Genomic DNA, 13,663 nt, shown 5'->3' with positions numbered 1-13,663 from the left:
ATCAGCCACAGCGCGCGATCCTCTTGGCTTCATTGGAGGCCTTTAGTTCTTTGGAGGTGAAGTATGCTCGACGTCCCTCCTTGTCCTTGAAGACTGGAGTGGCGCTGACGCAGCCGACGAACTCGCCACCAGCCGAGAGAAGCGCCGAGACCGGATCATTCCCTCCCATGTCTCCAGGCTTGCCTCCAGCCGCAGTCGAGACGCCGGTGGGCACGCCTCCGTTCTGAGTTGGAACACCGTCGACAGCGGACCCGCCCGAAGCAGCGAGTGGTGGCTTCGGCCCCTTCATGTGGGCGGTGACGCTACCGTCCGCATTGTTCTGCTGCGACGTCGCACCGCCCTGGGCTGCCTGGCGGGCAACCTCGGCGCGAATGATCGCCTGGACCTGCGCCTTGGACAGTCCGCCCGACGACGGCGGGACAAAGGGGTTCTGCTGTGCAGCAGCCGGTGTCGCAGACAGGAACAGGGCGGCCACGAGCCCTCCCCCGGTCAAGGCATAAGTCCTCACGAGAAACTCCATCGAAACGGCCCCACCGAGGGCCTCGCCCAAGGGTTATAGGAAAGGAAGCAATATCCGCAAAGTAGTTTTCGGATGGGGCATTTGGATGATTTGCTCGATCATCCTATAACTGCCGGCGAGGCCGGTCCACTGCGGGCCATCATGGGGAACAGATCGTGTCAATCCTGCTGGGAACTAGCATGGTCGCGGCAGGCGGCAGGCGCGAAGCGGTGTCATGGATCCCGGAAAAGGCGATCAACGGCCATAGTCTGGTCGTAGGATCGTCCGGCATGGGCAAAACGCATCGGCTGCGTAAATTGATCGAGGGGGTCGTCTCAAGTTATGGCGCCCGCGTGCATATCATTGATGTCCACGGCGATATCACCATCCCAGGTGAACAGGACGCGCTATTCTCTGAGTCTTCGCCATACGGACTGAATCCGTTGAAGATCAACCCTGACCGCTACTCCGGTGGCGTCAACAAGCGCATCCGAGCGTTTGGATCGATGCTGTCTCGCACCTCGCAGACCTTGGGGCCGCGCCAGTCCGCCGCCCTCACGCGCCTTCTCGAGGATCTTTACCGTCGCAACGGCTTCGACGCGAACGATTGGCGCACCTGGAACCCGCTGACTAATCCCAACGTGCGAGGGCGCTCCCTTCACCACGGCGTGTATCCGAACATCTCCGATCTCAAGAAGTTCACGGCTTATAAGCTCAAGGAGCTGAAAACCGGGGCTGGTGGTGAGGCGAATACGGCGCTCAACGAGCTCAACAAAGTCGCGCGCGCGATGCACAAGAAGGCGCTAAAGAGCCACGGCACCGAGGATGAAGGCCTCGATCCGGCGCTGGACAAGGCCGTTCTGAAGGCGATCGAGACCTACACGAAATATGTTCGCGCGGTCCGGACGGGCGACGAGCTCAACGACCTCCTGCGCTACACAAGCGCCGAGGTCCTCGAGACCGTACTTGATCGTATCGACATCCTCGACAAGTCCGGCATTTTCAAGGACGCCCCGCCCCCGCTGGATGAAATGGCGGCTGTGCACCGCTACAACATCAAGGCTTTGGGGCGTGACGAGCAGAAGATGTTCGTGGAAATTCTTCTCGACGAGATCTGGCAGGCTGCCAAAGCGCGAGGCCAGACGGATGTCCCCAACAACTACATCGTGATCGACGAAGCGAGCATCTTCCTCGACAAAGATCCCGACCATATCATCAACATCCTGATGCGCGAATCTCGTAAGTTCGGCATTGGTCTTATGTTCGCGAGCCAGTCGCTGAATCACTTCTCCGACGACGTGCTCGCAAACGTCGGACTTAAGATCGTCCTCGGTGTAGACCAGATGTACATCTCGCAGATGTCGCGCATGCTGCGCGTCGATGGGCGTTTGATCGAGAACATCCGGCCTCGCCGCACAGCGCTCGTACAGTGCAAGATCGTTGGCGACCAGCGCAACGACTTCACTGAAATCTTTCTCGCCTGAAGACGCAGACCCCAGACAATGAACAAGAGGGAAAAAATGAAGCTGGCGCAGGCAGTAGCGGCGGGGAACGCGCCCTCCGTTTGGAAGAGACTGCCGGAGATGCGGACCGCAGGCGTCCGCTCGGCGTCCCGGGCGATGGTACCGCTGGCGGCCGCGATCGATGCAACGGACGCGCTATTCCTGTCCGTGGTGCTCTCGAACCCCGGAGACCGGCGTCGGACCATCTCCTTGCATTCCTGGACCCAGCAGGACGGTGTTCTGACCTGCTTACCGTACGAGCCAGGCAAACCCGAGAGGGGGCAGGCCGTATCCCGAATGATCACCCACCACCTCCTGGACATGTTTGCCGATATCGTACGTCGGTGGCCCCGGACCGCCATCCCGCGGCAGATCGGCATCATCACGGACGGTCATGGGATCTGCTTCCATCCCGCCTACCCGGATGGAATTGACCCGCGGTGGCTGCATGCCCATCTTTCGGGCAGGGACCCCGCCTGCGAGATCCTCCCCGTTTCACCCGAAGGTTACCTGGGTGTAATTTGCGCCGGCGTCGCAACCACGCGCCACTGAAAGGACTGTATGCTCCACGTCTATGCCATCACCGACGTCCGTGATGGGTCGATTGTGTCTATCAATCGATCGACCTTTGGCGCGGAGATCGTGCTTGTCGGACACACTTCGGTCGTCCCGCATCTCGGAACGAAGCCCTTATCGCCTGGCGATCTGGAAGCCGCGCTTGCACAGACCGCCTGGGTTATCATCGATTACCCGACTCACGAACACGCGGGTAAGCAAATGCCGGCGGCGCGGCTGAAGGTCTCGCGGGAATATCTTGGAACCTGAGCGAAACTCCTTGTAGCCGTTGCGCAGCTATCTGTAGAATCCTCGCATGTCCCGACACTCGATCACGTTGCCCCAGATTGCTTCCTGGGATCTCGTCGTCGCATCATCAGGCGTAATCCTGCTCGTGGTTCCACACAGCGTTGACCCGAACCGCCTCATTGCAGCGGACGATGGCATCGTTCTCGACGGGGCGCGCCCGGTGCACCTGATGCGGAGCGAGCGAGCGGTGCCGTATGTCCGGTGCGAGCGACGTCTGATCGTCGTCAGGGCTGGGGGACGCAAATCCACCCAAAAGGTGGTCCCCATCCTGATTCACAATGGCAGCGTGCACGCGAGGAACCACAATGACCAACCCGCAGCAGCTTAACGTCGTTCATCCGAGCGAGATCCAGGACATCATCAGCCAACTGATGACCAAGGGATTTCTTGGCGTGTCACCGGTTCCGGTTGGCGACATGACTGCTGATGCCGGCGTGTTCGAGCATGGCGCCGCTCCGGCCGGCAGCTCGGTTGACGGGCTTCCCAGCCATGCCATGCCCAACGCTGCAACGATCATTTCCGGCCCACCAGAAGGTGGCTCCCTTCTCGATCGTCCCGTCGGCGCGTTTCTGTCCGAACAGGCAGAAGACCGCTCCATCTCGCTCGAGCAGTTCACAAGCGAGGAGGGGCACACTTACCTCGCCAAGCGCCTTGCCGGTGCCGGGGAGATGGAAGTGGGCGGCGTACGCGTCAACGCGATCGACTTCGTTCCGGGAGGCGACATCGTCAAGCTCGCGGCTGGCGAGGAGTTCAACGCGAACTCACTGGGTCTGTCGCTCGCCAAGGGGCTTGTCGAGGCAAACGTCCTTCATGGTTCCAGGTCCCGGACGGAGACGAATGAAGGGAGAGCTCTGGACGGGGCAGGCATGCTTGAAGCCCGCCAGATCGCCAACGGCGCCGGCGCCCCTCACCATCCTGCCCTCGAAGAAGGATGCTCCCTGCACTCCGGCGACGGCGGCGGCGGCGCCGATGCGCAGGAAGCGCCCACCGCTGATGACCAGGCGCTCGGTTTCCAAGACGGCGTAGCGCTGCTCGCGACCGGCCGCCGCCGCCGCCAATCGATCGATTTCGACACCGAAGCACGCGATATGGCGATCGTCGGCGCCGAGCATGCACTAAACCTGGACAACGCCGTGTCCCAGTGGGACGAGCAGGACGTCCACACGGAAATGATGCTCCACGGCCGAAAGGTCGAGATCGACACTCACTTCGACGCGCACCATGACGACAACCGCAAGGAACGCGACACCGCCGGCGATCATGCAAAAGAAATACCGGTGGACGGAAACACCGAGACGGTGACGCACGGGGCCAAGATGGCCTTCCGAAGCCAGGTTCATGCCCATCTCGAAGCAACCGCGCGGGACGAGGGCATCACACCCTGATCGTAACGACGGGGCTCCGAGGGGCGCTCCGCTTTCCTCCGACAATCGCAAGATCACGAAAGCCACCGGTGCCGGTGAGCATGGCCGGTTAGACACGCGACGAGGGGTGCGAAAGTCACCGCTCCCCGCGTTCCCAGCCGTCCTGTTGGATGGCTTGCCGCGATAGCCTCCGTGTGGGCACGGAACTGGGCCGGACCCCTCGCGCATCCGCACCCCTGATCTCCAGTAAGCTAGCCGGAATATCGTTGAAGCTAGCGCGACCAGCTAGCCAAGAACGAGAAGCATATGCGACCGGTTTCGCATGTGGGCCGACGTTCAGCTCCTTCCGGAGTTCGCGTCTCCGCTTCGGTCCAGCATGCCAAGATGCGCATCGGTCGGTCCACTCGCCTTGTTTCCGCTTTACCGCGGCGCCCCGTGACAGAGGGCATCTATTTTCCAGGTTTCCCTGGAGAGGCAAAGTTCAACCAGACGCACCATCAAGAAGGAAACAAGATGACCAAGGACGTGACGCTTCCCACCGCCTCAACGACACTCGCAGAACTTCTGAACATGGGTGCCCAAATCACCTTCAACAGTGGCCGATCGCTTCGTGGAGACCTTCGAGACCGTTACATTCATGTCAGGAACGAGTTCGGCGGCCTCGGGGTCTGGGATTTGGACGGCAGCAGCGGCATCGACGACGCAGTGCGGGACTTGGCCAACGACGCTGCGGAGAGCGGCTATGATCTCCACGGGCGCGAACTCCCGGACCCGGACGACCACCCGACGAGGTGAGGTCGCGAGGCGGATGTGAACGCCAGATCACACCGCTCACTATCTCCTTCCAAACAGATCACTGGGGACGGTCCCCTTTCCTGATGCGGCATCGGGCATGCGGGACGACCCGACACGAAACTAGACCGGCATCCCGGCTGAGGAGGCACTTTGAAGCACATTCCCTCTGAGATCCTTGACGGGCTCACCGCCAAGGAACGTGAGGTCGTCGGCGACCTTGCCACGATGACCTATGACGATGTTCGCCTTAAGCATGGGTGGTCACGGGGACGGATCTGGAAGCTGGCGATGCGTACCGGCGCGCGCAAGAACGAGGCGCGTATCAAGGAGCGAGCGGCAGACCGGAAGGCCCGGCAGCACGAGATGCTCCTCGAGCTGATCGACCAGACCGCGACAGCCGACGTGCTCGACTATCTGAACGCCCTGCCCGACGACTGCGCCCGCTTGGTCCTAACCAGTTGTCCCTACAACTTGGGCAAGCCCTATGGAAACGGCGCGAGCGCGGACGCGATGCGGCACGTCTACTTCATGGGCTGGCTAATGCAGGTCGTCTCGGAGGCGTCGCGTATCCTCCAGCCGGGAGGCACGCTGTTCCTCCAGCTCGGTTCCACGCGTGACGAGACTGACACGATCGTCCCGTTGGACATGCTCCTGTACGACGCGCTTCGCCGGACGGGCCTGGACTTTCAGAGCCGTATAGCCTGGGTGGTGCCGCACGGCTTGACCCCCAAGCGCAGGGTCTCGGAGCGCTACGAGACTGCGCTCGTCATGAGCAAGGGGCCCATCGAAGTGTTTAACCCGACACCCGCCCGAACTCCACAGAAACAGCCTGGCAAGCGCGCTTTCAAGGGGCCGAACAAGGGGAACCTCAGCGGTCACCCGTTCGGGGCCTTCCCTTCGAACGTCTGGGACATTCCAAACATCGGCCACAACAACGGCGAGAAGACTGGTCATCCGGCGCAGTTTCCGCTCGAGCTCGCCCGGAGGGCCGTGATGCTTTACTCGAACCCGGGCGACCTTGTCGTGGATCCGTTCTCCGGATCCGGCACCACCCACGTTGCCTGTCGAGAGAACGGCCGCGCCTTCAGTGGTTGCGATCTCTTCTACGAGGACATCCGCGAGACGCGGCTTTCCGCCGTCTCGATGAAGTCTGTCACGCCACTGCCAGGCGTAACCGACGACAGCATCGCGATCTGGCAGGCGGACGCTCGCAGGATCGATTACAGCCCTGTCGATCAACTCCAGCTCATGTGACCTCTGGCTGCTCATCGGCGTGGACGCCTGCCGGGCATTCCGAATGCGTTCTTCCCAAGCCGTGAGTTTGACCTTGTCAGGCTAACTTCGATGAACGGATTCAGAGCCCGCTCTTGCCGATTAGAGGAAGGGCGAATTCACGAATGGAAGGCGTTGGATGCCCCGGGCGGGGTCGAACCGCCGTTACCAGAGTCAAAATCTGGTGTCCTACCACTAGACGACAGGGCATCATTGACGACGCCCGAAGTGGACGTCGTTCAGAGCGAGACGCGTTGCTGTCGTGCGATGCGGACCATGGCGGCGATCATATGGATTATGGATAGCGCTCGCAAGCCTTTTGCTGCTATCCGGAAAGCGCGTCATGCGCTACCTGGGGCCAGGATGTTACTCCCTCTATCTCGCGGATCAGAACCCGTCTCTCGTTTCGGAGGTCTGAGCGAGGATAGATACCATCGGAGCTAAAAATGAAAACAGACCGTTCCCAGCGGTGGCGGGAGCGCAGGGAGATGTTCGTTCCCGGTGATGCGGAGTTCGACCCCTCGGTTCACTCAGTAGACGCGATCGATTGCTGGGCACTCGCGAAGCCGTTTGTAGAACAGCACCATTATTCAGGTAGTTTTCCGGCCAGTCGCTTTTCGGCAGGGCTCTTTCGAAATGGGCCAGGAGGAACATCCAGCCTTGTCGGTGTCTGCACATTCGCCCAGCCGTCCAACAACCGTAGCGTCGCGAAAACCGCCAACCTCGCGCACCACACTCATGCGGTGGATCTTGGACGACTGGTACTACTGGACGACGTCGGCTGCAACGGAGAAACCTTTCTGGTGTCGCGCGCCCTCCGCCTTCTCAGGCAGCACAAGCCTGAGGTTGTTTCCGTGATCTCCTATGCGGATCCAATCAAGCGCAGGGTACTCGGATCTGGGTTCATCCATGGCGGCCATATCGGCCGCATCTATCAGATCATGGACGCGCTATACCTCGGACGCGCTTCCGCCCGCACGCTGGACATCATGCCCAACGGCCTGGTTTTCTCACCCCGCGCCCTGAGCAAGCTGCGCGCGGGTGAGACGGGATCCGAATATGCCTTGCGGCAACTCCTGTCGGCCGGGGCCGATGAGATGCGCGCTGATGAAGACGCAGAAGCCTGGGTGCAACGGCTACGCGCACGTGGCTTCTTCACGCGCATCCGCCACCCTGGGACGCACAAGTACCTCTTCCCGCTTACAAGGTCGGCGAAAATCGCGGCAGTTCCGCTGGTGAAGTACGATTACCCTCAGGCGGATCTGACCCAGCCCTACGACGTCACCGCCCTCGAGATCATGCGGCATGCCGCCTAGTCAGGACCTCTACATGCACGACGATCCAGTCGGCGCGGATCAACACCGCGTCCTCGTGTACGCGCAGCTGATCGATCCCGAAGTGTGGCCTGCAAACGGCAGCCCCCGCGTCGATCCTCTTACCGCTGGCAAACGGAAGCGAACGCTAGAAGCCGCCTATCGCATTGCCGAACACGAGGGGCATCTCGCGCAGGAAAACGACATCCTTCACGAGATCCTGACCGAGCTAGGGCTGGATGACGCACCAGGCACGGTCACCTTCCCCGCCGGATTCGACCTTGCCGATGCTGCCGGCATCATCGCCATTCTGACGGGAGACGATTCCGTGGACTGTAGGGGTGTCGACAATCCTACACTGACGGAAGAAGAAGCTGCTCGCGAGGACGACCGCGCGCACGTTCACCCGGACCGCCCGGGCGCTGTCTTTCGGGAAGACGAAATCGCTACCGAAGCTGATCCAGGCAGCGAGATCGGCCAGGCCGACACGGATCTCGGCGACCCCGATCACGACGCCGAACTCGGCATCTCCCATGTTGGGGACGCTGACGAAGGCGAATACCACGAGGAGCATGTATGACTCTTCTCCTAGACCCAACGCCCGATGCAGAAGGGGTCGAACAGTCCGAGGCTCGAGGGTTCGAGGCCCGTAGCCAGCTTTTCGATCAACGTCAGTTTGTCTCCCCACACTTTTTCGACGAGATCATCACAGACCGTCCGCTGACGTACGATCTGTTCGGGAAGATGTCGCGCCTGTGGAGCGTGATCTATGCGGATCCACCCTGGCAGTTCCAAAATCGATCGGAGAAGGGGGAAGATCGCAACGCCAACCAGCACTATAACACGATGAGCCTCGATGAGCTGATCGCGATGCCCGTGCGAGACCTCGCAGCTCCAGATTGCGTTTTGGCCCTTTGGGTTACTGACCCATGCCTCGCTCAAGCAATGAAGCTCGTCGAGGCGTGGGGGTTCGAGTACAAGAGCGTACTCGCATACTGGGCCAAGACCTGCAAGGGCACAGACCTCTCGTCTATGCACGAGGTCGATGATTTCCCGATCGGAAACGGGTACGGAACTCGAGCAAACCCTGAGCAGCTTTGGCTATGCACCCGCGGCGAGCCCCAGCGTCGGCTACATATGATCAACGGTCATCGAAAGCCGGACGAAGGGATCCGACGGCTTCAGTTCGCCAAGCGAATGCAGCATTCGTGTAAGCCGGAAAAGTTCAGGAAGATCGTCGAGCGGATCTACGACGGCCCGTATCTCGAGTTGTTCACCCGAACTACCCGGCCCGGGTGGGCCGCTTGGGGCAATCAGGTCGGCTTACTGGATGACGGAGCGGTCAAGACCAAGAAGGCCAAGGTCCTCGCCCCCACTCCACTCTTCGACTGACGGCGGTCGATTAACCTGGGAATTGAACAAGGGAAAATGAGGCGTGCCCAGGGCGGCGCTCTCAGTCATCAAGGGACTTAGCTATGTGCTGGGCAATTCGCACCTCTCTTTCAGGCATCCTGAGAGACGATCCTCTCATCGCGGCTCACAATAGCCTGACCGTCGGGTCTGGGCGCGGGACTTTCGCCATCCACCTTCAGGGTGGCCATATCGTTGCGACGGCGATGCGGTACGGGATGATCCCTCCGGGGCGGATGGGGCGGCGTGACATGTTCTGGAACGCGCGATCTGAGAAGATCGACAAGGTGAGCCTCTGGACCCGACTGAACCGGCAACGGTGCGTGGTCCCGATCTCGGGCTACTGCGAGAACCGTCCCGCCGAGACGTGGATGAGCGGACCCGACGCCTATCTACTTGGGCTCTACGACACCGACGAGCGGGATGGCGGCCTCGTCTCGCTGACGGAATCAGACGGCACAGCCACGGGGCGACGCCCGATCGTCACCAATGAAGCCGGTGCTCTTGCATGGCTTCATGCGCAGCAATGGGACCTCGCGAACACCATGTCAGGGGTCGCGCGTGTCCAGTACAGCCAACTCGACCTGTTCGAGAGCAAGCGACTATCTGTCGATGTCCGCCATCCAAGGCGTAGCGTGGCCTGACCTGCAGAGGACAGTCCTCCCGAAATGGCGCTTGGGTTTCGGAAATTTTGATCATAGAACGATTTTGATCCGGAAACGCCTCCGGGTGTGGGGGTTTCAGCAGTAATGACAATAATCCCGTTTCCACTTTTCGCTGCAATCAGCTTCTTGTCGGTCGTGCTGGTGCTCATCGTGCTGCATGAGCTCGGGCACTATCTGGCCGCGCGCGCCTTCGGGTTGAAGCCTCAGGCGTTTTCGGTAGGCATGGGGCCCGAACTCGCCGGCTTCACAGACAAGCACGGCACGCGCTGGAAGATCGCCCCGTTCCCGTTGGGAGGCTACGTCAAGTTTCACGGGGAGATGCACCCGGGCACTGGAACCGCGGAAGAAGCAGGCCACCCGGAAAGCTTCGCCCGTCTTGCACGCTGGAAGAGGGCAGTCATCATTTTCGCTGGCCCATTTACCAATCTGCTGATCTGCGGAGCGATCTTCTACGGCATTTTCGCAACGACCGGCTATCCAATCATGTCGAACCGCTTCGAACAAGTGGTTCCGGGCAGTCCCGCTGAGCAGGCTGGGCTGCGAAATGGTGACCGCCTGATCTCCTACAACGGCAACCCATATGATGGCCGGCAGGACTTCTTCCGCTACATCAAACTCCATCCGAACGGAAAGATCGATGTGACCATCGAGCGTGACGGCGAGCGTATCGACCGCACGTTGGCCATCGCACCCTCGACAGTTTCTGACCGGTTCGGAAACCAAGCGACCATTGGCCGTGTGGGGATCAACTTCGATGCGGAAAACGTACGAGAGCGCGACCCAATCCGGGCCATCGCTTTGGCTGCAAACGAGACACGCGACATGTTCAGAGTCCAGCTCACGACGCTGAATCAGATGGTGCGTGGCGAGCGGTCGGTGGACGAGATTTCGGGTCCTTTGCGTCTTGCTCGCATGTCCGGTCAGCAGGCGTCGAACGGGATCATTCCCCTGCTGGTGTTCTCGGCGATCCTCTCGTGCGCCCTGGCGTTCATGAACCTGCTCCCGATCCCCGGCCTCGATGGTGGCTATCTGACGCTGTACGCAATCGAGACCGCCGTTCAGCGTGACCTGTCCAAGGTCGCCTTCACGTGGGCAGTGAAAGCCGGGATCGGATGTGTCGTGGTGCTTAGCCTCTTTGCGCTTTCCAACGACATCAGAATGATATTCTTCGCTTAACGAAAAGCCAGTACCCGGGACTCCGGAGCCGCTGGCGAAGGAGTTCACGGAATGAAAATCAATAGGAAGACGCTCGAAGCCGCTCCGATCGGCACCTTTTCACCGCCTGTTCTCGGCGGCGATATCGGCGTTCCGTCCAAGCCGGCCGCCACTGGACAGGTCGTTCAGATGGGCGACCATGTCGCCCAGGCCCTCGCCGGGATCACTCCGATGACGGGGCAGAACATCAGCGTCAACGTCAGCGCCCCCAGTCCTCACCTTTCCTTTGGCGAGTGGGCCAAGCGGGGGGTTCTGTCCGCGCTGGGTAACGGCCTCCTCTTCGTCCCGCGGTTGCTGGGGCGCCTGCTCGAAGCCATCCTCATGGGCCTGCTCGGCATCCTGAAGGTTGCAGCCATCATCGTCCTTATCCCAACCCTCATCTGGGCGGGCTACCGGCTTCAGCAGCACGTCTCGACCTCGACCAGCGTTCGTGAGGCCGCCTCGTCCGTGACTGTCCAGGGAGGCGAGGTCCTGAAGGGCGTTGCTGACGGCGCCAAGGCGGAGACGGACCCGCTCGCCGCAAAAACGGCGACCTCCAAAAACAAGTGAGGCCGCCAAAAACGGCGGCCTCACGACTCTACCTTAACCGGACGATCGCACCCGGCTCAGGCTGCCAATCCTTCCTCCGCCTTCGCGGCTAGGTCAGCGGCGATGTGATCATAGGCGGTGGAGCGGCCGCTAGAGGTGGCGCGTATCGAGGCCAGCTGCGCGTCAGGAATGACGCTCGAGGCAAGCAAGGTGAAGCGCTTCTCAGCAGTATCCGGCAGATCGTAGAACGCATGGGGATCTGTGCGAACGAGGTTTAGAAGGGCGTGTGCCTGGATTGGATCAAGCCCGCACGCCACGACCACGTTACGCGCGTTCACAGCTTCCCAATCAAAGCCGTTCTCTTCCTCGACCGCGAAATGCAGCACCACAGACAGGCCGGAAATCGGCCGCGGGGTGCCGATCGCGTGAAGCAGGTCGGTCACCTGCGGGAACCAAGCCGTCCAATCAGCGGAGAACGGCTCCGGCGACCACGCCGCATAGACCTTCAGCATGCTGCGCGCTTCTGCCATGTTGTCCATGTCGTACCGCACCGACAGCAGAAAGCGGGCCTGGAAGTCGTCCTCGGACCAAAGAGGAAGCGACTTTGGCTCGAAGCCGCTGAGCTCTCCGCGGAACACGTCCCACACCCCGGGGCGCCGGTACGGGAGCGCGGTGATGAGGTCCAGTGCGAGATCCTTGGAAAGCCCCTTCAGGTAACGCCAAGAGTCGGCGTGCACCTGGACGTCGACGGAGTCAGCGCCCGTCATTTCGGCGATATCCTCGATGCAGACGAACTCGTGCTCGCGCCCGCTGATCCGCGATACGATGCTCGTTGCGCTCTCCTCCTCCAATCCGAAGACGAGAGGTACGTCGAACACGGTTTCCCCGGCGGTGATGCGGAAGCAGATGCCCCACTCGTCGCTATAGTTGCCGCCCTCTGCGATATCATCGCGCAGCGAAGCCAGGGTGATACCCGGGAGCGCACCGATAAGGCCGGGGGTGTCGCCGGGATAGCTGAGCTCCGTCTCGCTTTCTGCGGCCACGTGCGCCGCTTTCGTCAACGCGTCCCGAACGGAGATTGCGGCGTCACGAACTGAGGCATCGTTCACAGCGAAACTGACTTCCCACCTGGCGCAGGCTTGACGTGCCAGGTCAATGAATGGCTGGAACTGAGTCCTGCTCATGGGTTCGGGACTGACTTCCGCAACCATCTCGATGTCTCCTAGGAACGATTTCTCCTTGTTATAGGAAGAACCGACCACCAGCAAAAGCAGGATAGCACCAATCTTGGCACCGAGGGCACGCTGTCGATGTTGGAGCCTGACGCCGGAGGCTGACCTCTCACAGAGTGTGTGTCTCGCTACCCCGCGCCGTGAGAGGCGGTTAGGTTTTTCGGATGAAACTGCAGCGAGCAACAAAATCACTAACGATTGTCCGTTTTTGAGTGTTACACTTTCCGCCAGCGCCAGCGGCGCCCAAGGAGGGAAAATGAGCTACGACGAAAGCTATGCCGCGGACGTCCAGGCAATTGCGGTGGTCCATTCGGCTGGCATTCCTGGTGCGGCTCGAAAAGCCGAGGCAAAGCTCGCGCGCCTACATCGCGACCTCCCTGAGCTAGCAAACTTCACGGTAGATATCCTCGCCAAGTCGGGGATCGACGTTGGAGCGAGCAAGGCCAGCTCCCACCGGCTGACCGAAGCGCTCATGCGCGAGACGGCAGTCCGTCAGCAGGGGCGGCTCGCGACGTTTGAGAAGTACGACATCTCGAGATCGGCGGTGAACAGCGTGCTCGTTCAGGAGGCCGCTGCTTACGAATACGAGGCACGCACCGGCAAGATGGACACCTACCGCCAGTGGATGGGGGATCGGGTCACGTCAAACGGGATCAGGGCAATGAGCCGCCTGGAAGCTAGGAAGGTCGATCTCGTCGGGCTGTACGGACAAGCTACAGACATGGAGCTCACCCAGATGTCGGTAGGAGCTTTCCATCGGACTGGAAAGGCACAGCAGGAACGGCTCGCAAAAGTGCTCGATCTCCCTGATCCCAGGGCAGAGCACCGTTTTGAGGATTTACCCGGAATCGACCGGGAGAGCGGTCCGACGACGTCTCCCCGGGGAGTCCCTGTACGAGGTACTGTCACACGGCATCCGAATGGCATTATTCGTCGGTCACCGGTGGTTTTCGGGAAGCGGGAGCCCCAGAATACGGCGGCCGCTACCCTGGGCCTTTGACGGC

At 60.9% G+C, this 13,663-nt stretch carries 15 protein-coding genes and 1 tRNA gene; 13 read left to right on the top strand and 3 right to left on the bottom strand.

Annotation, left to right across the window (positions count from 1 at the left end):
• Nucleotide 1 precedes the first annotated feature (1 nt).
• On the bottom strand, nt 2-508 hold the full coding sequence (locus QP045_RS00720; protein ID WP_422513032.1) for a hypothetical protein: 507 nt from the start codon (nt 506-508) through the stop codon (nt 2-4).
• 167 nt (nt 509-675) lie between these two features.
• On the opposite strand from QP045_RS00720, the gene QP045_RS00715 reads away from it, so the two are divergent.
• The 6 genes from QP045_RS00715 to QP045_RS00690 all read left to right on the top strand — a co-directional run bounded on the left by QP045_RS00715 (nt 676) and on the right by QP045_RS00690 (nt 6,278).
• Nucleotides 676-1,983, top strand: coding sequence for an ATP-binding protein (locus QP045_RS00715; RefSeq protein ID WP_422513031.1), 1,308 nt, complete (start codon nt 676-678; stop codon nt 1,981-1,983).
• A gap of 18 nt (nt 1,984-2,001) precedes the next feature.
• Nucleotides 2,002-2,553, top strand: coding sequence for a hypothetical protein (locus QP045_RS00710; protein WP_422513030.1), 552 nt, complete (start codon nt 2,002-2,004; stop codon nt 2,551-2,553).
• A 9-nt stretch (nt 2,554-2,562) separates the two neighbouring features.
• Complete coding sequence (locus QP045_RS00705) at nt 2,563-2,826, top strand: hypothetical protein (protein ID WP_422513029.1); 264 nt, start codon at nt 2,563-2,565, stop codon at nt 2,824-2,826.
• A gap of 344 nt (nt 2,827-3,170) precedes the next feature.
• On the top strand, nt 3,171-4,250 hold the full coding sequence (locus tag QP045_RS00700) for a hypothetical protein (protein WP_422513028.1): 1,080 nt from the start codon (nt 3,171-3,173) through the stop codon (nt 4,248-4,250).
• 492 nt (nt 4,251-4,742) lie between these two features.
• Nucleotides 4,743-5,024 carry a hypothetical protein gene (locus QP045_RS00695; protein WP_422513027.1) on the top strand — a complete coding sequence of 94 codons (282 nt, stop codon included), beginning with the start codon at nt 4,743-4,745 and terminating at the stop codon, nt 5,022-5,024.
• A gap of 150 nt (nt 5,025-5,174) precedes the next feature.
• Complete coding sequence (locus tag QP045_RS00690) at nt 5,175-6,278, top strand: DNA-methyltransferase (protein WP_422513026.1); 1,104 nt, start codon at nt 5,175-5,177, stop codon at nt 6,276-6,278.
• Between the two features lie 154 nt (nt 6,279-6,432).
• Here the strand turns inward: QP045_RS00690 and QP045_RS00685 are convergent.
• Nucleotides 6,433-6,506, bottom strand: a tRNA-Gln gene (locus QP045_RS00685).
• Nucleotides 6,507-6,742: 236 nt separating this feature from the next.
• Here QP045_RS00685 and QP045_RS00680 point away from each other — a divergent pair.
• The 6 genes from QP045_RS00680 to QP045_RS00655 all read left to right on the top strand — a co-directional run bounded on the left by QP045_RS00680 (nt 6,743) and on the right by QP045_RS00655 (nt 11,448).
• The gene (locus QP045_RS00680; RefSeq protein ID WP_422513025.1) at nt 6,743-7,612 is read left to right on the top strand and encodes a hypothetical protein; all 870 of its coding nucleotides are present in this window, start codon (nt 6,743-6,745) and stop codon (nt 7,610-7,612) included.
• A gap of 13 nt (nt 7,613-7,625) precedes the next feature.
• Nucleotides 7,626-8,189, top strand: coding sequence for a hypothetical protein (locus QP045_RS00675; RefSeq protein ID WP_422513024.1), 564 nt, complete (start codon nt 7,626-7,628; stop codon nt 8,187-8,189).
• Nucleotides 8,186-9,001, top strand: a complete 816-nt coding sequence (locus QP045_RS00670) for an MT-A70 family methyltransferase (protein ID WP_422513023.1) — start codon at nt 8,186-8,188, stop codon at nt 8,999-9,001. The genes QP045_RS00675 and QP045_RS00670 overlap by 4 nt, the downstream gene beginning before the upstream one ends.
• 83 nt (nt 9,002-9,084) lie before the next feature.
• Nucleotides 9,085-9,663 carry an SOS response-associated peptidase family protein gene (locus QP045_RS00665; RefSeq protein ID WP_422513022.1) on the top strand — a complete coding sequence of 193 codons (579 nt, stop codon included), beginning with the start codon at nt 9,085-9,087 and terminating at the stop codon, nt 9,661-9,663.
• Between the two features lie 156 nt (nt 9,664-9,819).
• Nucleotides 9,820-10,860, top strand: a complete 1,041-nt coding sequence (locus QP045_RS00660) for a M50 family metallopeptidase (protein WP_422513021.1) — start codon at nt 9,820-9,822, stop codon at nt 10,858-10,860.
• A gap of 51 nt (nt 10,861-10,911) precedes the next feature.
• Nucleotides 10,912-11,448 (top strand): hypothetical protein, encoded by a 537-nt coding sequence (locus QP045_RS00655; RefSeq protein ID WP_422513020.1) that lies wholly within the window; start codon nt 10,912-10,914, stop codon nt 11,446-11,448.
• A 56-nt stretch (nt 11,449-11,504) separates the two neighbouring features.
• On the opposite strand, the gene QP045_RS00650 is transcribed toward QP045_RS00655, so the two are convergent.
• Nucleotides 11,505-12,638 (bottom strand): hypothetical protein, encoded by a 1,134-nt coding sequence (locus QP045_RS00650; RefSeq protein WP_422513019.1) that lies wholly within the window; start codon nt 12,636-12,638, stop codon nt 11,505-11,507.
• Between the two features lie 277 nt (nt 12,639-12,915).
• Here QP045_RS00650 and QP045_RS00645 point away from each other — a divergent pair, with 277 nt between their 5' ends.
• A complete protein-coding gene (locus tag QP045_RS00645; RefSeq protein ID WP_422513018.1) occupies nt 12,916-13,659 on the top strand; it encodes a hypothetical protein in 744 nt (247 codons plus the stop codon).
• Nucleotides 13,660-13,663: the final 4 nt, after the last annotated feature.

This window comes from Sphingomonas sp. 3-13AW (genome assembly GCF_049311085.1).
Classification (GTDB): domain Bacteria; phylum Pseudomonadota; class Alphaproteobacteria; order Sphingomonadales; family Sphingomonadaceae; genus Sphingomonas.
The sequence above is the reverse complement of the archived record's forward strand: the minus strand, read 5'-3'. Positions and strand labels throughout refer to the sequence as shown.